General features: G+C 73.4%; 13 protein-coding genes. 2 read left to right on the forward strand and 11 right to left on the reverse strand.

Annotation, left to right across the window (positions count from 1 at the left end; genetic code table 11):
* Positions 1–426 precede the first annotated feature (426 nt).
* Positions 427–1,434, reverse strand: coding sequence for a stage II sporulation protein M (locus ACFQ79_RS27475; RefSeq protein ID WP_383588338.1), 1,008 nt, complete (start codon positions 1,432–1,434; stop codon positions 427–429).
* A gap of 119 nt (positions 1,435–1,553) precedes the next feature.
* Here ACFQ79_RS27475 and ACFQ79_RS27480 point away from each other — a divergent pair, with 119 nt between their 5' ends.
* A complete protein-coding gene (locus ACFQ79_RS27480; RefSeq protein WP_383588341.1) occupies positions 1,554–2,552 on the forward strand; it encodes an RDD family protein in 999 nt (332 codons plus the stop codon).
* Positions 2,553–2,555: 3 nt separating this feature from the next.
* On the opposite strand, the gene ACFQ79_RS27485 is transcribed toward ACFQ79_RS27480, so the two are convergent.
* The 8 genes from ACFQ79_RS27485 to ACFQ79_RS27520 form a co-directional block, all read right to left on the reverse strand.
* Positions 2,556–3,170 carry a hypothetical protein gene (locus ACFQ79_RS27485; protein WP_383588344.1) on the reverse strand — a complete coding sequence of 205 codons (615 nt, stop codon included), beginning with the start codon at positions 3,168–3,170 and terminating at the stop codon, positions 2,556–2,558.
* Between the two features lie 207 nt (positions 3,171–3,377).
* A complete protein-coding gene (ahcY, locus tag ACFQ79_RS27490; protein ID WP_383588347.1) occupies positions 3,378–4,832 on the reverse strand; it encodes an adenosylhomocysteinase in 1,455 nt (484 codons plus the stop codon).
* Between the two features lie 345 nt (positions 4,833–5,177).
* Positions 5,178–6,143: a cation diffusion facilitator family transporter gene (locus ACFQ79_RS27495; protein ID WP_383588350.1), complete on the reverse strand. Its 966-nt coding sequence runs from the start codon at positions 6,141–6,143 to the stop codon at positions 5,178–5,180.
* A gap of 66 nt (positions 6,144–6,209) precedes the next feature.
* A complete protein-coding gene (gene manA, locus ACFQ79_RS27500) occupies positions 6,210–7,361 on the reverse strand; it encodes a mannose-6-phosphate isomerase, class I (RefSeq protein WP_383588352.1) in 1,152 nt (383 codons plus the stop codon).
* Positions 7,362–7,712: 351 nt separating this feature from the next.
* The gene (locus ACFQ79_RS27505; RefSeq protein ID WP_383588354.1) at positions 7,713–8,861 is read right to left on the reverse strand and encodes an SIS domain-containing protein; all 1,149 of its coding nucleotides are present in this window, start codon (positions 8,859–8,861) and stop codon (positions 7,713–7,715) included.
* 1,183 nt (positions 8,862–10,044) lie between these two features.
* Positions 10,045–10,224: a Trm112 family protein gene (locus ACFQ79_RS27510; protein ID WP_073915537.1), complete on the reverse strand. Its 180-nt coding sequence runs from the start codon at positions 10,222–10,224 to the stop codon at positions 10,045–10,047.
* Positions 10,225–10,320: 96 nt separating this feature from the next.
* On the reverse strand, positions 10,321–11,685 hold the full coding sequence (locus ACFQ79_RS27515; protein ID WP_383588356.1) for a phosphomannomutase/phosphoglucomutase: 1,365 nt from the start codon (positions 11,683–11,685) through the stop codon (positions 10,321–10,323).
* A gap of 103 nt (positions 11,686–11,788) precedes the next feature.
* The gene (locus ACFQ79_RS27520; protein ID WP_078945049.1) at positions 11,789–12,223 is read right to left on the reverse strand and encodes a DUF3499 domain-containing protein; all 435 of its coding nucleotides are present in this window, start codon (positions 12,221–12,223) and stop codon (positions 11,789–11,791) included.
* 299 nt (positions 12,224–12,522) lie between these two features.
* Between ACFQ79_RS27520 and ACFQ79_RS27525 the strand changes: the two genes are divergently transcribed.
* Positions 12,523–12,978 carry a metallopeptidase family protein gene (locus ACFQ79_RS27525; RefSeq protein WP_055602543.1) on the forward strand — a complete coding sequence of 152 codons (456 nt, stop codon included), beginning with the start codon at positions 12,523–12,525 and terminating at the stop codon, positions 12,976–12,978.
* A gap of 230 nt (positions 12,979–13,208) precedes the next feature.
* Here the strand turns inward: ACFQ79_RS27525 and ACFQ79_RS27530 are convergent, their stop codons facing one another.
* Positions 13,209–14,762: a DUF5719 family protein gene (locus ACFQ79_RS27530; protein WP_383588359.1), complete on the reverse strand. Its 1,554-nt coding sequence runs from the start codon at positions 14,760–14,762 to the stop codon at positions 13,209–13,211.
* Positions 14,759–18,508, reverse strand: a complete 3,750-nt coding sequence (locus ACFQ79_RS27535) for a glycosyltransferase family 2 protein (protein WP_383588362.1) — start codon at positions 18,506–18,508, stop codon at positions 14,759–14,761. The genes ACFQ79_RS27530 and ACFQ79_RS27535 overlap by 4 nt, the downstream gene beginning before the upstream one ends.
* Positions 18,509–18,607 lie beyond the last annotated feature (99 nt).

Consider the following 18,607-nt stretch of genomic DNA (forward strand, 5'->3'; position numbering starts at 1 on the left):
AATCTGGCGTTGATTTTTGGCACGCTGTTGAGTTCTCAAGGAACGGACGCTTCCTTTGTACTCACCCTCTCGGGCTTTCCTCCGGGCTTCCCTTCAGTCTTGCGTTTCCGACTCTATCAGATCTTTCCGATCCGATTTCCTCGGTGCTTTCCGGTCCCTTTTGTTTTCACTCCGGGGGCCTTTCGGCGGTTCCGACTTTATCAGAATCATTTCGGCCGACCTAATCGGTGGCTTTCTTGATTCGGATGAGAATCGGGGTGACTCCGTGGAATCGAATTCCCGACCGGAGTGAGTGAGACTCTACTTGATCGCTGCCGAACTGTCCAGTTCTAGGCAACCGTTTGAATCTACCTCCCCACGTCCGCCATGTCAATGGCTTTTGTGGGCACCGGAGGACACTAGCAGGTCAGCGGGGCCGAACGCACATCAGGCGGCGGTGGGGAGCTGCGCGCTGCGGTCGGGCTCCTCGAGGTCGCCCCGGTCGCCGGCGCGGGCGGCGCGGCCGCCGAGCACGTAGACGTAGGCGAGGAAGAGCAGCTCGGCGGCGATGCCGATGGTGATGCGGGCCCAGGTGGGCAGGTCGGACGGGGTGACGAAGCCTTCGATCAGGCCCGAGACGAAGAGGACCAGGGCCAGGCCGATGGCCATGCCGAGGGCGGCGCGGCCGCGTTCGGCCAGGGCTGCGCGGCGGGTGGTGGGGCCGGGGTCGATGACGGTCCAGCCGAGGCGGAGGCCCGTGCCTGCGGCGACGAAGACGGCGGTCAGTTCGAGCAGCCCGTGGGGAAGGATCAGGCCCAGGAACACGTCGAGGCGGCCCGCGGACGCCATCAGGCCGATGCCGACACCGACGTTCAGCATGTTCGTGAAGAGGATCCAGAGCACCGGGATGCCCAGGAAGGCGCCCAGGACCAGGCACATCGCGGCGGCCTGGGCGTTGTTCGTCCAGACCTGGGCGGCGAAGGACGCCGCGGGGTTGCTCGAGTAGTACGTCTCGTACTGGCCGCCCGGCCGGGTCATCTCGCGGAGGTCGGCCGGGGCGCCGATCGCGGCCTGGACCTCGGGGTGCGTACCGATCCACCAGCCGATGAGAACGGCGAGCAGGGCGGAGAGGACGGCGGTGGGGACCCACCAGTGGCGGGAGCGGTAGACGGCCGCGGGGAAGCCGGCGGTGAGGAAGCGGGCCGCGTCGCGCCACGAGGAGCGGCGGGTGCCGGTGACCGTGGCGCGGGCGCGGGCCACGAGCTGGGTGAGCCGGGCCGTGAGCATGGGGTCGGGGGCGCTCGACTGCACGATCGAGAGATGGGTGGCCGTGCGCTGGTAGAGGGACACGAGTTCGTCGGCCTCGGCTCCGGTGAGCTTGCCGCCCCGGCGCAGGAGGTGGTCGAGGCGTTCCCACTCGGCGCGGTGGGCGGTGACGTAGACGTCGAGGTCCATGATCGGCTGCTGCTCCAGGCATCGGCTGCGGACGGTTCCGTACTGCTGCGGCGCGCTGCGGGTCAGCTTGGCAGACTGGCGTTCGGAGGGGTCGGGAAGGTCGGAGAAGGGTGGGTGCCGTGAGTGATGTGGTGACCGGGGATGCCGTCGTACTGGGCCTGCAGCCCGCGCGGCTCCCGAGTCGGGCGTTGGCGGTGCTCATCGACCTGGCGGTGGTCTGGGCCGTGTATCTGCTGGTCATGCTCGGGCTCGCGGTCGCCACCGCGTCGCTCAACGAGGCGGCGGTGATGGCGGTGTCCATCGCCTCCTTCCTGCTCGTCCTGGTGGGGGCGCCGATCGCGGTGGAGACGCTGTCCCACGGGCGGTCGCTGGGGAAGCTGGCCTGCGGGCTTCGTGTCGTGCGGGACGACGGGGGGCCGATCCGGTTCCGGCACGCGCTCGTGCGGGGGGCGATGGGGGTCGTGGAGATCCTGATGACGTTCGGGGTCGTCGCCTGTGTCGCGTCGCTCGTGTCGGAGCGGGGGCGGCGGCTCGGGGACGTCTTCGCGGGGACGCTTGTCGTACGGGAGCGGATACCCGCGGCGCGGGTGCTCGCCGTGCCTCCGCCGCCGCCGTGGCTGGTGGGGCGTTTCGCCGGGCTGGACCTTTCGGCGGTGCCCGAGTCCCTGTGGCTGGAGATACGGCAGTACCTCACGCGGGCGCGTGAGCTGGACCCGGCGGTGGGGCGGCGGCTCGCGGAGCGGCTGGCCGACGAGCTGGTGGCGCGGACCGGGACGCCTCCGCCGCCGGGAGTGCCGGCCGACGCGTATCTGGCGGGGGTGGTCGCCGAGCGGCAGACGCGGGAGGCCCGACGGGCGTTCGGCTCCGCGGGAGTGCCCGGGGCGGCTGGGCCGGCGGGCGGGGCCGCGGTCGCGGGAGTGGCCGGGCCGACCGGCGTGGCCGGGGTGGCGGCGGCGGGTGGGGCGGCCGGGGCTGTGGGGATGCCGGCGCCGGGCTTCGCTCCTCCCGTCGCGCCTTCGCCGGTGGCCCCTCCGGCTGCCGCGCCGGTCGTCACCTCCCCCGTGGCCGATCGCCGGGAGGCCACGGCGCCGGCTACCGGGTTCGCTCCGCCCGCCTGATCGTCAGGGGAAGACCGACGGCGGGGTCTCCAGGGCTTCGAGTTCGATGCCGGGGGCCGCGAGGACCACGTCTCCGGCGATGTGGACGGTGTGCCGTTCGCCCGTGTCCAGGGCGCTGACCTGGTACTCGTCCACCATCAGGGGGCCGTTGTCAGTGGCGTGCGCTTCACTCTTCAGCAGGGCCCAGGACTGGTCGACCGTGAGGGGGGCGAGCACCGGATCCGTGATGGCGACGAGCCTGACACGGGTCTCGGGGGAATCGGGGGTGAGACGCAGGAGTCGCGTGAGCGCGACGAGGAACGCCGGGGACGTGCCGGTGAAGGCGTGGGCGCGCACATTGCCTTCGGTGGCGTGGGTTCCGGTGGGGTCCGTACGGACCCAGGTGACGCCGTCGAGGGCCGCACCGCGGACCTGCCAGCCGGCGGCGTGCACTTCGAGACGGATGGGGCGGCCGAGTTCGTCGACGGCCAGGTCGACGGAGCCCTGATGGTCGCCCGAGGGGGTGGTGACCTGTGAGACGTAGCGCCAGCCGGAGGGGCCGGGCGCGCAGTGGAAGTGTTCGTCACCGAGGGGGGTGTGGTCGTGCGGGTCATGGAGCGAATATCGGCCGCGGGGCATGGGTCGGGTCCTCGGGACGGGGGCTTCCGGGTGTGGGGGTGGGGCGTGTCCGGCTCTGAGGCAGGGCCTGTCCGGCTCTGATCCGCGTCGGACAGGCCCTGGGACGGGGCAGGCCCCCCGGCACGGGGGTGCGGGGGGCCTGCCTGTTTCCTCTACGGGTGTCCGGGACGGCGTCGCGTCAGCGCGCGGGCGCCGCCGGCCGGGGCATCAGTAGCGGTAGTGGTCCGGCTTGAACGGGCCCTCGACCTCGACGCCGATGTACGCGGCCTGCTCGGGGCGGAGGGTCGTCAGCTTGACGCCGAGGGCGTCGAGGTGGAGACGGGCGACCTTCTCGTCCAGGTGCTTGGGCAGCACGTAGACGTCGGTCGGGTACTCCTGCGGCTTCGTGTAGAGCTCGATCTGGGCCAGGGTCTGGTCCGCGAACGAGTTCGACATGACGAAGGAGGGGTGGCCGGTCGCGTTGCCCAGGTTGAGGAGGCGGCCCTCGGACAGCACGATGAGGACCCGGCCGTCGGGGTACGTCCAGGTGTGGACCTGCGGCTTGACCTCGTCCTTGATGATGCCCGGGACCTTGGCGAGGCCGGCCATGTCGATCTCGTTGTCGAAGTGGCCGATGTTGCCGACGATGGCCTGGTGCTTCATCTTGGCCATGTCCGAGGCCATGATGATGTCCTTGTTGCCGGTCGTGGTGATGAAGATGTCGGCCTTCTCCACGACCTCGTCCAGGGTCGTGACCTGGTAGCCGTCCATCGCCGCCTGGAGCGCGCAGATCGGGTCGATCTCCGTGACGATCACGCGGGCGCCCTGGCCGCGCAGGGACTCGGCGCAGCCCTTGCCGACGTCGCCGTAGCCGCAGACGACCACGGTCTTGCCGCCGATGAGGACGTCGGTGGCGCGGTTGATGCCGTCGATGAGCGAGTGGCGGCAGCCGTACTTGTTGTCGAACTTCGACTTCGTCACGGCGTCGTTCACGTTGATCGCCGGGAAGAGGAGGTCGCCGGCCTGCTGCATCTCGTACAGGCGGTGGACACCGGTGGTGGTCTCCTCGGTGACGCCGCGGATCTCGGACGCCAGCTGGGTCCACTTCTGCGGGTTCTCGCCGAGGGTGCGGTTGAGGAGACGGAGGATGTAGCCGTACTCCTCGCTGTCCGCGGTGGACGGGTCCGGGGCGGAGCCGGCCTTCTCGAACTCGACGCCCTTGTGGACGAGGAGGGTGGCGTCACCACCGTCGTCGAGGATCATGTTCGGGCCGCCGGTGGGCGAGTTCGGCCAGGTGAGGGCCTGCTCGGTGCACCACCAGTACTCCTCGAGGGTCTCGCCCTTCCAGGCGAAGACCGGGACGCCCTGCGGGTTCTCCGGGGTGCCGTTCGGGCCGACGGCGATGGCCGCGGCGGCGTGGTCCTGGGTGGAGAAGATGTTGCAGGACGCCCAGCGGACCTCGGCGCCGAGGGCGACCAGGGTCTCGATGAGGACGGCGGTCTGCACGGTCATGTGCAGGGAGCCGGTGACGCGGGCGCCGGCGAGGGGCTGCTGCTCGGCGTACTCGCGGCGGATCGACATCAGGCCGGGCATCTCGTGCTCGGCGAGGGTGATCTCCTTGCGGCCGAAGGCGGCCAGGGAGAGGTCGGCGACCTTGAAGTCCTGATGGGCGACAGTCGTCATGACTGAGCTGCTCCTCGTGTGTTCGCGTGCGAGGGTCGGTTGGGACGCCGGGCACCACGGAGGCTCCCTGGACACACGAATGCCCGGGCTTTCCACGGTGCCGTCGTCGGAGGCCCTCTCTCCCTCGGCCGGTCCGCGAGGACCGCCCGACCGCCATCAGCAGCGACGTCTGGCTGGTCACGAATCTACACCGGTCGGTGGGGCGGGCCACAGTCCGCATCGGGCCGCGGGGCGGTATCGGAGGGCCGTACATACGCACGAGACCCCCGTGACCAGGGGGTCTCGGGGGTCTCGTGGAGGGGTGGGTGGGGGCCGTCCGTTTCGGTGGCCACCGGGCCGGTGCCGTCAGTGGTCGTCGGCGTCCGGGGTCTTCGTCAGGTCGGTACCGGTCGAGGGGGCCGGCTCCTTGTAGATGTCCGGCTCCAGGTAGATGACCCGGGCGATCGGGACGGCGGCGCGGATGCGCTCCTCGGCGGCGTTGATGGCGTTCGCGACCTCGTCGGCCGAGTCGTCGTGCTGGACGGCGATCTTGGCGGCGACGAGGAGCTCCTCGGGGCCGAGGTGGAGCGTACGCATGTGGATGAGGCGGGTGACGGTCTCGCCGTCCACGACCGCGGCCTCGATCCGCTTGACCTCCTCGGTGCCCGCGGACTCGCCGAGGAGCAGCGACTTCGTCTCGGCGGCCAGCACGATCGCGATGACGATCAGCAGCACGCCGATGCAGAGGGTGCCGATGCCGTCCCAGACGCCGTCGCCGGTCAGCAGCGCGAGACCGACACCGCCGAGCGCGAGGATGAGGCCGACGAGCGCGCCCAGGTCCTCCAGGAGGACGACGGGCAGCTCCGGGGCCTTGGCCCGGCGCACGAACTGCGTCCAGGTGAGGCCGCCGCGGATCAGGTTCGATTCCTTGATGGCGGTACGGAAGGAGAAGGACTCGGCGATGATCGCGAAGACGAGGACGCCGACCGGCCAGTACCAGGCCTCGATCGGGTGCGGGTCCTTGATCTTCTCGTAGCCCTCGTAGATGGCGAACATGCCACCGACGGAGAAGAGCACGATCGAGACGAGGAAGGCGTAGATGTACCGCTCGCGGCCGTAGCCGAAGGGGTGCTGCGGAGTCGCCTCGCGCTGCGCCTTCTTGCCGCCGAGGAGCAGCAGGCCCTGGTTGCCGGAGTCGGCGAGGGAGTGGACGCTCTCCGCGAGCATCGACGACGAACCACTGAAGAGGAACGCCACGAACTTGGCTACGGCGATCGCCAGGTTGGCGGCGAGTGCCGCCACGATCGCCTTGGTTCCGCCTGACGCGCTCATGGGTGTACGTGGTCCCTTCGTCGATGCACCGGCTCTGTCGCCGCGGTTCGGCCGGTCATTGTCGCATCAGGCCACGACGGTGGCGCGAAAGACCGTCCCCGTACCGGAGAGTTCGGTCTTCTCGCCCGCGGGCACGAAGACGGATTCACCGGCGGCGAGGGTCGCGTCGCCCGCCTTCGGGCTGCCCGCGACGGCGAGCAGGATCTGCGGGGTGGGGCTCGTCAGGTCGGTCGGGGCCGCGCCCTCCGGCCGTACGAGACGGGAGAGGCGGAACTCGTCGATCGGGGTGTCGTAGACCTCCTCCCCCGACGGCGAGGCCTCGGGGCGCAGGACGGCCGGTTCGGTCGGCTCGAAGCGGACCACGCGCAGGAGTTCGGGAACGTCGATGTGCTTGGGGGTGAGTCCGCAGCGCAGCACGTTGTCGGAGTTGGCCATGATCTCGACGCCGAGGCCCGAAAGGTAGGCGTGCGGGACGCCCGCGCCCAGGTAGAGGGCCTCGCCGGGCTGGAGCGTGATCCGGTTGAGGAGCATCGCGGCGATGACGCCGGGGTCGCTCGGGTAGTGGTGGGCGAGGCTCGCGTACGGGGCGTGGTCACCGCCGAGACGGTCCGCGGCCGCGGCCGCCTCCGCCACGGTGTCCGCCATCTCGTCCGGGTCGGCGGTCAGCAGCGCCGTCAGGACCTCGCGCAGCGCGGCCTCTTCGGGGTGGGCGTGCAGCAGGTCGACGTACGGCTTGAGCGAGTCGACGCCGAGCGCGGCGAGCAGGTCCGCGGCCTCGACGGGCGCGCGGAATCCGCACAGACCGTCGAAGGGGGTGAGCGCGCAGATCAGCTCGGGCTTGTGGTTGGCGTCCTTGTACGTGCGGTGCGGGGCGTCGACGGGGATGCCCGCGGCTTCCTCCGCCGCGTAGCCGGCCTGCGCCTGGGCGAGGTCGGGGTGGGCCTGGAGGGAGAGCGGGGCGCCGGCGGCGAGCACCTTCAGCAGGAACGGCAGGCGCGGGCCGAACTTGTCGACGGAACGCTCCCCCAGTTCGCGTACGGGGTCGGCGTCGATCAGCGCGTTCAGCGAGCCGCGATCGGTGCGGGAGGGGGCGCCGGGGTGGGCGCCCATCCACATCTCGGCCTGGGGCTCGCCGGTCGGGGCGACGCCGAGCAGCTCCGGGATGGCCGTCGTGGATCCCCAGGCGTAGGGGCGAACGGTGTTGACGAGGCGGTCCATGGTGCCTGCCAGCTCCTCGGGGTGGTGACGGATGGTGAGGTGAGGGGTGTCGGGAGACAGGTGACAGGGGGCGGGTGACGGGTGGGTTACAGGGTGGTGGACGGGGGTCTGTTGGTCCGGGGGCCGTTAGCCCGGTGGCTGTTCGTCCCGGGGGCCGTTCGTCCCGGGGGCCGTTCGTCCGGGGGCCGTTCGTCCGGGGGCTGTTCGTCCCGGGGGCTGTTCGTCCGGGGCTGTCGGGTCTGTGGGTTGTGCGGGGTGGGTTTGTCTGCGGGTGCTCTCGGAGCCGGGCGGGTGGGCTTGTTCGCGGTGCTCTCGGAGCCGGCCGGGCCGGTGGGCTTGTTCGCGGTGCTCTCAGAGCGCCGTGCGGCCCGGGGTCGCCAGGGAGAGGTAGACCGCCGCGAAGTCGGTCACCGCGAGCAGTTCCGCCAGGGTCTCCAGGTCACCACCTTCCTCCGGTTCCAGCTCGCTGATCGCCGTCTCGTGGCTCAACGCCAGTTCGCGTGCCGCGTGGGCGGCGGTCAGACCGTCCGACGGGCGGTCCCTCAACAGGACCACCCGGGCGCGGAGGGCCTGAGGCTCGTCCACCCGGTCGCGGAAGAAGTCCTCGGGGTCCGCGCCCGCCGCGTAGTCACCCGCGAGGAGGACCCCGTGGGCCGGGAGGGCCTCCGGGAGTTCCGCCGCGAGCGCCGGCAGACCCGCGAGCTCCGCCAGGACCGCGGCGAACCTGCGGCCCGCCGGGCCCGCGGCCGCGCCCTCCGTCCAGATCAGCGGCAGCGTGTCCGCGAGCTCGGCGGCGAGCGTCTTCGCCGGGTTGCTGTACGTGGCGATGGCCGGGCCGCAGCGCTCCGCCGTACGGTCCAGCCGGTCGGCGACCTTCTCCAGGGCCTCGGGCGGGGCCTCCAGGAGACCGACCCGGTCGAGCAGCATGAGCAGCGGGGTGAACAGGGCCCACAGGGTGCCGGGGCTCGCCGCGATGTTCTCGGCGTACTCGTTCGGGGCCTCGTTCGGGGCGCTGGCCATCGGCACGAACAGACCGCGCGAGCCGCTGACCGTCTCGGTGAGGGGCGAGGCCTTGGGGGCCACGGCGACGACGGTGATCCCCCGGCGGTACGCCTGCTCCGCGAGGAGCGCCAGGCCCGGTTCGGAGCCGTCCGTCGTCGGCAGCAGCAGGAGGTCCACCGAGCCCGCCCAGCCGGGCAGCGCCCAGCGCAGGGCGCCCGCGGCGGGGGCCACGCCGGTCGGCTGGAGGCGTACGACGGGTGCCGAGGCTCCCGCCAGGGCGCCGATCAGGTCGGCGACGGCCGCGGCGGCGGTGCCCGGGCCGGCCACGAGTACCGCGCGGGGGCGGCCCTCGGGATGCAGGTCCGCGATGCCGGCCTCTGCGGCGTGCCTCGCCGCCGTCCTTACCCGGGCGCCGGCTTCGGCGGCGCCGCGGAGCAGGCCGCGGCGGTCTGCCAGGGCGAGGTCGTCCGGGGCGTCGAGGAGGGTCTCGTCGAGCATGGGGCGGGTGCCTCCGGTCGCGTCGTCGTCGCGGGGCCCTTGGCGGGCCGCTGAGCGTGCCTTGTGGTGCGGGGCCCTTGGCGGGCCGCTGAGCGTGCCTTGTGGTGCGGGCACCTTCTATGGTGCGGGGCTTGCGGTGCGGGTGCGGGGTTGTGCGGGTACTTGTGGTGCGCCCGGCCTTCCGGCCGGGCTTGTCTGTTCCCACCCGCACCACCCGTTCAGGTGGGAGGGCAGAGGTGCGGGCTTTCCCGTGGGGGGTGCTCGCCGTTGGCGGCGGACCCTCCGGGGGCGCCCCTCCGGGAAGGGCGAGGGCTCGGGCGGAAGCGGGGCTCGGGCTGGGGCGGGGTGGGGTGGGGCTGGGGTGGAGGCGGGGTGAGCGCGGGCTGGGCGTCGGGTGCCGTGCGGGCCCGGCGGTCGGCGGTTGCGGGCCGGGCGGTCGGCGGTTGGGGGTCGGGGGTCCGGTGCCGTGCTGGCAGGGCGGGCAGGGAGTCGGACGCCGGGCGGGCCGTGCGGTCGGGGGTAGGGGCGTCCGGTGCCGTGCCGGTAGGACGGGCAGAGAGTCCGGTGCCTTCGGGCCGGGCGGTCGAGGGTCCGGTGCCTTGCGGGCCGGGCGGTCGGGGCGTCGGGTGGCGTGCGGGCCAGGCGTCGGGGGCCGTGCTGGCAGGGCGGTCAAGGGGTCCGGTGCCGTTCCGGTGGCGAGCGCCTTGGGCCGTGTGGCTCGGTCGGGCGGCCGGCGCGGCGTGGGCGGCCAGGTCCCGTGACGTAGGGCTCTGGCTTCGGCCCCTGTCATGCGACGCGGGCCGGGGCCTTCCATTGCCTTGCCGTGCCGGCCGGGGTCCGTACCCTGCGGCGTGGACCGGGGCTCGGGTCGTACGGACCGAGTCCCGTGCCATGCCGGCCGGGACTCCGGGCCTCTGGCTCTGTGCCGCGTGGCGGGGAGCCGAGGTGCGGCGCGGGCCCGAGGCATTGCCGTACGGGCCAGGTCCTGTCCCCGTGCGACCCGAGCCCTTGCCGTGCGGGCCCGGGTCCGGTCCTCGTTCGTGGCATGAGGCCGGATCCGTGCCGTACTTCCGGTTCCGTTCCCCTGTGGCGCGAGCCGGCAGGGGAGGTCGTCGTCGGTCCACGGCTGCCGTGCCCCGCTTCGCGCCATCAGGTCGCTCGGGCTCCGTGTCGCCGGGCCTGCTTACGGGCGGCGGGCCTCGTCCGTCAGGAGGACCGGGATGTTGTCGCGGACCGGGTAGGCGAGGCCGCAGTCGGGGCTCGTGCAGATGAGTTCGGGGGTCTCGTCCGCCGTGCGGTCGTTCAGTGGAGCGTGGCACGCGGGGCAGGCCAGGATCTCCAGGAGGCCGGCTTCGAGCGGCATGGGGTGTCCCTTCGAACAAGCGGTTTCGGGCCAGGTCAGCCTACCGCCGGGGGACGGGGGGCGCCCCGTTCCCCGGCGGTGGATGGCGCGTGGGGGTCAGACCGTGGTGCGGACCAGGGTCAGGACCTCGTCGCGGATCCTCTCCATCGTCGCCTCGTCGCGGGCCTCGACGTTGAGGCGCAGCAGCGGCTCCGTGTTGGAGGCGCGGAGGTTGAACCACCAGTCCCGCGCGGTCACCGTCAGACCGTCGAGGGTGTCGAGGGTGACGTCCCCGTTCTCGTACGCCGCCTTGACCTTGGCCGCGCTGGCCTTCTGGTCCGCGACCGTCGAGTTGATCTCGCCCGAGGAGGCGTAGCGGTCGTACGCGGCCACCAGGGCCGACAGGGCGCCCTCCTGGCCGCCCAGGGCCGCCAGGACGTGGAGCGCGGCCAGCATGCCCGTGTCCGCGTTCCAGAAGTCCTTGAAGTAGTAGTGCGCCGAGTGCTCGCCGCCGAAGATCGCTCCGGTCTTCGCCATCTCCTCCTTGATGAAGGAGTGGCCGACCCGCGTGCGGACCGGCTCGCCGCCCTGCTCGCGGACGACCTCCGGCACCGACCACGAGGTGATCAGGTTGTGGATGATCGTTCCGCCGGGGTGCTTCGCGAGCTCGCGGGCCGCCACCAGGGCCGTGATCGCCGACGGCGAGACCGGCTCGCCGCGCTCGTCCACGACGAAGCAGCGGTCGGCGTCGCCGTCGAAGGCCAGCCCGAGGTCGGCGCCCTCGGCCAGGACGCGGGCCTGGAGGTCCACGATGTTCTTCGGGTCCAGCGGGTTCGCCTCGTGGTTCGGGAACGTGCCGTCGAGCTCGAAGTACATCGGGACCACGTCGAGCGGCAGGCCCTCGAAGACCGTGGGGACCGTGTGGCCGCCCATGCCGTTGCCCGCGTCCACCACGACCTTGAGGGGGCGGATCGCCGTCAGGTCCACCAGGGACTTCAGGTACTGCGCGTAGTCCTCGAGGGTGTCGCGGTGGGTGACCGTGCCCGGGGTCTCCGCCGCTTCCGGCGCGCCGGTCTCCGACCAGGCCTCCGCGAGTTCCCGGATGTCCGCGAGGCCGGTGTCCTGGCCGACCGGGGCGGCGCCCGCGCGGCACATCTTGATGCCGTTGTACTGGGCCGGGTTGTGCGAGGCGGTGAACATCGCGCCGGGCAGGTCGAAGCTGCCGGAGGCGAAGTACAGCTGATCGGTGGAGCAGAGTCCGATCAGGGTGACGTCGGCGCCGAGGCGGGCCGCGCCGCGCGCGAAGGCGTCCGCGAGGCCGGGCGACGAGGGGCGCATGTCGTGGCCGATGACGATCGCGTCCGCGTCCGTCACCCGTACGAAGGCGGCACCGAAGAGCTCGGCGAGCGACTCGTCCCACTGGTCGGGCACCACTCCGCGGACGTCGTACGCCTTCACGATCTGCGACAGATCGGCAGTCACGGATCCACCCTCCTGAGTTCTCGGCACGCGTGTGCGGCGCGTGTACAGAACGCCAAAACTACCCGGAGCGGGGAGGGCGGACGCGGACGGTGGCCGGTTGCGCTCAGTTGTCGGGGGAGCGGAGCACTCTCAGGTGCCCTCTGCGGCCGACCTCCATGGGGTCTCCGCCACGGCCTCCGCCGCCCTTGCCGCCGGCCTCGGCCGCGCGTTCCTGGGGGCGGGCCGCCTCCCGTACCGCGTTGGCCAGGGCTTCGAGGTCGTCGCCGCTGGGGCGGGGCGGGGCGGAACCGTCGGTGAGCCGCACGACCTCCCACCCTCGTGGGGCGGTCAGGCGCTCGCTGTGCGGGGCGCACAGGTCGTAGCAGTGGGGCTCGGCGTAGGTGGCGAGCGGGCCGAGGACCGCAGTCGAGTCGGCATAGACGTACGTCAGTGTCGCGACGGCAGGGCGGCCGCACGCAGTGCGCGAACAGCGACGTACAGGGCTCACGACGTTGGACGGTACCGCACTCTTGAGCGGGCCGCGACGACTCTCCCTCAGGTCACTCCACCGTGTCGCGCTGTGACCTCCGCCACCCCCCTTCGAGTGGCGACCACTCCGACCTGCACGGGAGGGGGCACAAGGGTGTGGCGCCGGGAGCCGATCCGGACACTCGGGGGTCTGGATCCGGTCAACCACGGCCAGATGGCCGATCGCGAGTGGCCCCCGAATCGGGCGGCCTGTCGGCCGGAACGCTCAGGTTTCGACAGGGCGTGGAGTGGTGCTGCCGGGACGCCCGGGAAGGTGGCGAGGACGCGCCACAGTGCGCGGGCACCGTTGAGGGTTACGCTGCGTCAGTGATGGACAGTCCTGTGCCGCCGAGCCCCCCGCACCACTCCACGGAGCCCCCGGCGGAGCCCCGGGTGCGTCGCCGCGACCGGCACGGCCGCGGGATGCGGGGACCGGTCGCCCCGCCGCAGGTGCCGCTCTCCGCGAGCCGGGCCGATACCTTCCGCGATCTCGTCCTCGACTCGGTGGAGCGTCTCGAACGGCGCTGGCCGCAGCTCGCCGACGTCGAGTTCCTCGTGATGGAGGTGCCGCCGGCGGTGCCGGGCGAGACGGTGCCGCTGGGCGGTTCGGCGCCCGCCGAGAAGAACGATCCCGCCCGGGTGGTCGTCTACCGGCGGCCGGTCGAGATCCGCTCCAAGAACCGGGACGAGCGGGCGCTCCTCGTCCACGAGGTCGTCGTGGAGCAGGTCGCCGAGCTGCTCGGGCTCTCCCCCGAGTCGGTGGATCCCCGGTACGGGCAGGACTGACCCGCCCCGGCAGGACCCGGCTCCTCCTGGGGGACCGATGGGGCCGTCTCACCCGGAGGACACGTTTCCCACGTACGGGGAGCTTTCCCACGTACGGGGAGCTTCCCCCCGCACGGGGAGCGCTTCCCCCCGCACGGCGAGCTTTCCCCCGCACGGGCCGCGGCTGTCCGCCGCCCGGGACCGGGCGGGCCCGCCCGGTCCCGGCCGACCTCGCTCCTCGCTCCTCGCCCCTAGTCCAGGACCCCCAGGTCCTGGCGGGCCGACGGGACCTCGACCGTGCCCCGGTCGTCCACGAAGGTCTGGACCGTGAACATCGGGGTGCCGTCCAGTGGCACCGCCAGCGTCCTCGACGCGTACACCTTGCCGCCGGAGACCGGCTCGACGGTCAGCGCGTAGGAGCCCTTGAGGCCCTCGGGGACCAGGTCGGTCAGGGCCGTCGTCGTGCCCTCCTTGACCGTGACCGTCTTCGTCACGGGCGTCCCGCCGCCGGACCCCGCCGAGGCGGTGACCTTCACCTGCGCCGCCGCGCCGACGGCCGTCAGGGCCAGCGTCGTCCCCTTGGCCCGGTTGTCGGCGACCGTCGCGCGGGCGGAGATCGCCCCCGTCGCCGGTACGAAGGCGACCTCGGTGTCGTCCCCCTTGCCGCGGACCACCCGGAGGGCGGCCACGACCGGCGCGGCCTTCTTCGGGTCGCTCGGGCTGAGCATCAGCGAGCCCACCTCGCCGCGGGTGAGGTCCGGCAGCTCGATCGCGGCCGTCATCCCCGACTTCACGTGAAGGGAGCGGGCGCTCGCCGGGACGATGGTGCCGTTCCGGCTGACCAGCTGGATCTTCAGGTCGGCGTCGTCCTCGCCCGGGACGAAGGCCACCAGGCGTACGGAGGTGGCGTCGGCCGGGATGCCGGGGAGCACGGCGGTGCCGGCGGGGTCGGCCGAGGCCGCCAGCCAGTCGCTGCCGAGCTTCTCGTCGGCGGAGGCGATGGCCGCGCCGACCCGGCCGCTGCGGGTGGTGACGTGGACGGTGACGGACTGCTGCGGGGCCTCGCCCGTGAGGGTGGAGAGCAGGACGGGGACCGTGGAGCGGGCGGGGACCGGGATGCCCTCGGTGAACTGGGACTTGAGGACGCCCTCGGGGCCGTACAGCTCGATGTCGGCGACGGCGGCGGTGTCGTCGGGGTTGGTGAGGTGGACGTAGTCCTGGCGTTCCTTGGCGGTGGAGGCCGCGGGGAACCAGAAGTCGGTGTCGGGGGCGCCGCAGCTGAGGCCGAGGAGGCCGCGGGCGCCGCCCGCCGGGACGACGGTGGTCTGCTGGACGGTCCAGCCGGGGGCGAGGGTGCCGGTCGCCGCGCCGGTGAGGGCGGGTGCGGCGGGGCCGTTCACCTCGACGGTGACGGGCTTGCCGGGGGCGGTGACGGTGGCCGGGGCCTTCGGGGCCTTGGCCTTCTTGCCGCCCTGGGTGGCGCCGCCTGAGGTCGTCGTGCTCGCGGCGGGGCGCAGCTGCGCGGTGGCCGGGGCGGGCTTGCCGGCCGTACCGGAGCCGCCCGCGCCGCCCTTCGCCGCGTCCGTGCCACCGCCGCTGAGCGGGGTGTACGAGGTGTAGAGGGTCTCGGCGACCTCGGAGGTGCTGGGCACCGGGCAGGCCAGGCCCGCGCGCTCGACCGGCAGTCGGGTGGGGGCCTTGGCCTGGGGGGCGGCGGTGCTTCCCGGGGCGGTGAGGGACGCGAAGCCGGTGACGGCGGCGAGCGCCGTGGCACCCGCGATCAGGGAGAGGGTCGTGCGCTTCACTGGTTGCTGCTCCCGTCGGGACGCTGCTCGGTCTCGTGGCCCTGGGGGTGCCCGTAGCCGTAGGTGTACGGGTCGTACTGCTGCGGGTCGTACTGCTGCTGCTCGTAGCCCTGCTGGCCGTACTGCGCCTGCTGGGGGTCGTACTGCTGCGGGTCGTAGCCCTGGTCGGCGTACGGCTGCTGCTGGTCGTACTGCTGCGGCTGCTGCTCGTAGCCCTGCTGGGGGTACGCGTACGGCTGCTGCTGGTACGGGTCGGCCGCGTACTCCTGGTAGTAGCCCTGCTCGGCGTACGCCTGGGGCTGGGGCTGCTCCTGGTGGCCGCCCTGCGGCTGTTCCTGGGCCTGGGCGTAGGCGGGGTCGTAGCCGCCGTCCCACTCCTGGGGCTCCTGGGTCTGCTGCTCCGGGATCCCGGTGGTCTCCGGCGCCGGGTCGTGCCCCCCGGTCTCGGCGGCATCGCCCTCCGCCTCGGCCTCCGCGGCGGCGCGCAGGCGGCGGGCGCGGCGGCCGTCGCCCTCGGTCGCCTGGGCGGGGATGGCGAGCTCCTCCTCGGGCAGGTCGTCGTCGATCTCGCGGCGCCGGCCGGGCAGGGCGAGGACGAGGAGGACGACGGCGAGGCCGACCTGGGCCCAGATCCACGCCGTGTGGGTGAGGGGCTGGTCGTACGTGAGGTCGAGGCGGCCGGCCTGGGCGGGGAGCTCGAAGCCCTGGGCCCAGCCGTCGACGGTGGTGCGGGTCAGCTCCTTGCCGTCGAGGGTGGCGGTCCAGCCCTCGTCGGCGCGGTCGGCGAGGCGCAGGACGCGGCCGGCGGGGCCGGCCGGGATCTCGGTGTGCGCCTCGACGGGGCCGGCGGCGACGGCGACCGGGGCGGTCGGCGCCTTGGCGGAGTCCGCGGTCCCCTGGGTCGCGCCGTCCGCGGTCTTCGCCGCCGGCGGGACGATCATGACGCGGGCGATCTCGCGGTCCACCCGCCAGAGCGCGCTGCCGTCGAGCTGGCTGAGGCGGCTGAGTCCGGGGGTGGAGTCGAGGACGCGGCTCATCTGGCGCGGTGCCCCGTCCCGTACCAGGACGTAGCGGATCGCGTAGCCGCTGAGCTGCTCGGTCTGGTCGGCGCCGGAGCCGGCGACCAGGTGGGCGACGACGTCGTCGAGACGGGGGGCGTCCTCGGCGGCCGCGTTGAGTTCGGCGTCACCGAGGCGGACGCCTGAGCCGCGGACCAGGGTGTACGTGACCTCGCCCGGCGAGGTGCCGCCGAGGACGAGGGTGCGGGGCTGGTCGCGGGTGCCGGACTCCTCGGCGACGAACGCCGGGACCTGGACCGGGTCGCGGCGCGTCAGCGGGCCGTCGGCGCCGGCGATCATCCAGCCGACGGCGGCGACGGCGGGGCCGACGGCGCAGGCGAGGGCGATCAGGGCGGCGACGGGCTGGCGCCAGCCGAAGCCGTGGGCGGCGACGCGGCTGCGGCCGCCCTCGGCGCCGATCATGCCGGCGGCGATGAGCGCGGCGCCGTAGACGAGGGTGGCGGGTCCGGCCCAGCCGGTGCCGCCCGCGCCGTTGGACAGGGCGGCGAAGAGGAGGCCGGCGAGGCCGGCGGCCCAGGCGGCGCGGACGGCGAGCTGCCGCTCCTCGCGCAGCAGCCCGGCCAGGCCGGCGAGGACCAGGCCGGCAAGGAGGAGGCCGCCGGTGGTGCCGGGGCCGCCGGGGCTGGTGCCGAGCAGGTCGAGCGCGGTGGCCGTGCCCGTACGGATGTCGAGGCCGGCCTCGCGCAGGAACGCGGCCGGGTCGGAGAGCAGGGTCAGCGACCAGGGGGCGAGGACGAGGAGCGGGGTGCCGACGGCGGCCAGGAAGCGCAGCCCGTACGCGGTGATGTCGGAGCGGCGTACGACGAGCACACCGAGGCCGAGGAGCACGGCGAGCGGCCAGACGACCGGGGTGAACGCGGTGGCGAAGGTCAGCAGGAAGGTGTACGCCCAGGTGGCGCGCCAGCTGCCCCGGTCCGGCCGGTTGAAGCCGTGGGCGGCGACGGCGGCGCGGGCCGTCAGCGGGAGCAGGATCGCGAGGACCGCGGTGCCGAGCCGGCCGGTGGCGAGGGCCCCGGTGGCGGCGGGCAGGAACGCGTACGCGATGGCGCCCCAGGCGCGCAGGAGCCGGGACTCGACGATGCCGCGGGCGGCGAAGTACGCGGTGAAGCCGGCGAGCGGGACCGAGCAGACGAGCAGCAGGGTCAGCGCGGTGGAGGTGGAGCCGAGGAAGAGCGCGGAGAGCGCGGCCAGGACGGCGAGGTACGGCGGGGCGGTCTGGGTGCCGCCGGTGCCGAGGGCGTGCCAGCCGTCGGCGTACCGCGACCAGAGCTCGGAGACGGTGTCGGGCGCGGGCAGCAGGGCGCCGCCGGCCAGCGCGCCGCCGGCGAAGAGGTTGCGGGAGGCGACCAGGGAGATGAGGAGCAGAAGGGCGAAGAGGACCGGGCCGGGCTTGCGGGCGATCTTCTTCAGCCGGGCGAACTGCTCGACCTCCAGGTAGTCGGCGTCGTCGCCGCCGGGTCCGGACTCGACGACGCCGTGGCGGGAGCCGCCGGAATCGGCCTCGGAGCCGCCGAAGTTGGCGGTGAACTGTTCGACGGCGGCGCGGACGGTGGCGCCGGGCGGCGGGAACAGCGGGCGGAGTTCGTTCGCCGGGACGACGGGGTTCTTGCGGCGGCTGCGGGCGGCGAGGATCTTCTCGGGGCGCAGCAGGGTGGCGAGGAGGCCCATGACCTCGTCGACGGCCTGCCCGGGGACCTTGCCGACGAGATAGGCGAGGGTGCGGAGCAGGGTGCTGACGATCAGCCGGAGGAAGACGTACGGGAGGGCGGCGCCGCGGCTGTTGGCGAGGAGGGTGTAGACGGCGCCGGCCTTGTCGACGCGGTGCGGGTTGGCGGCGGTGCGTCCGGCGCAGTCGACGGTGCGGCGCTCGCGGGCGGAGGCCTCGGCGTGCCGGAGGACGGCGTCGGGGGCGATCAGGACGCGGTGTCCCGCGGAGTGGGCGCGCCAGCACAGGTCGACGTCGTCGCGCATGAGGGGCAGGCGGCGGTCGAAGCCGCCGAGCTCCTCGAAGACGTCGCGGCGGACGAGCATGCCGGCGGTGGAGACGGAGAGGACGGAGCGGACCTGGTCGTGCTGGCCCTGGTCCTGCTCGCGGCGGTCGAGTCCGGTCCAGCGGCGGCCGCTGCGGGCGATGGAGACGCCGGTCTCGAGCAGCTGCTTCCGGTCGTACCAGCCGCGCAGCTTGGGGCCGATGACGGCGGCGTCCGCGTCGGAGTCGGCCACGCGCAGGAGTTCGGCGAGGGCGCCGGGCTCGGGGGCGCAGTCGTCGTGGAGCAGCCAGAGCCACTGCACCGGTTCGCCGTGCGGGAGTTCGGGGAGGTCGTACGCCTCGTCGTTCCAGCTCCGGCTGACCGGGTCCCAGCCGCTGGGGCGCTTCAGATAGGGGAGGTCCTCGGGTCCGAGCACGGGCGCGGTGCGGGCGGCCTCCTCGACGGCGGCACCGAAGCCGGTGCGGCGGGCGAGATGGAGGACGCGGTCGGCGCCGATGCCGTCGGCGAGGAGCTGCGCCGAGTCGTCGGCGCTGCCGGTGTCGGCGGCGACCACGTTCTGCACGGGGCGTTCCTGGGCGAGCAGCCCGGCGAGGGCGTCCGGCAGCCAGCGGGCACCGTCGTGGGTGACGAGCACGGCGGTGACGACGTGTCGCGGAAACTCAGGAGTTGAGGACATCGAGCTACGGGCCCTCCGGCCGGGGTCGCCCCGCGGGGGGCGTGGGAAGCGTCTCGGACGGAGGCCCACACTAACGGCTGCACGCGGAGCGGTCCGCCG

Origin of the sequence: Streptomyces sp. NPDC056480, from assembly GCF_042795405.1 — a bacterium.
Classification (GTDB): domain Bacteria; phylum Actinomycetota; class Actinomycetes; order Streptomycetales; family Streptomycetaceae; genus Streptomyces.

Excerpts from the sequence above, each read along its gene's own strand:
- ACFQ79_RS27475 (WP_383588338.1), bottom strand. The coding sequence starts at position 1,434 with ATGGACCTCGACGTCTACGTCACCGCCCACCGCGCCGAGTGGGAACGC.
- ACFQ79_RS27485 (WP_383588344.1), bottom strand. The coding sequence starts at position 3,170 with ATGCCCCGCGGCCGATATTCGCTCCATGACCCGCACGACCACACCCCC.
- ahcY (WP_383588347.1), bottom strand. The coding sequence starts at position 4,832 with ATGACGACTGTCGCCCATCAGGACTTCAAGGTCGCCGACCTCTCCCTG.
- ACFQ79_RS27495 (WP_383588350.1), bottom strand. The coding sequence starts at position 6,143 with ATGAGCGCGTCAGGCGGAACCAAGGCGATCGTGGCGGCACTCGCCGCC.
- manA (WP_383588352.1), bottom strand. The coding sequence starts at position 7,361 with ATGGACCGCCTCGTCAACACCGTTCGCCCCTACGCCTGGGGATCCACG.
- ACFQ79_RS27505 (WP_383588354.1), bottom strand. The coding sequence starts at position 8,861 with ATGCTCGACGAGACCCTCCTCGACGCCCCGGACGACCTCGCCCTGGCA.
- ACFQ79_RS27510 (WP_073915537.1), bottom strand. The coding sequence starts at position 10,224 with ATGCCGCTCGAAGCCGGCCTCCTGGAGATCCTGGCCTGCCCCGCGTGC.
- ACFQ79_RS27525 (WP_055602543.1), top strand. The coding sequence starts at position 12,523 with ATGGACAGTCCTGTGCCGCCGAGCCCCCCGCACCACTCCACGGAGCCC.
- ACFQ79_RS27535 (WP_383588362.1), bottom strand. The coding sequence starts at position 18,508 with ATGTCCTCAACTCCTGAGTTTCCGCGACACGTCGTCACCGCCGTGCTC.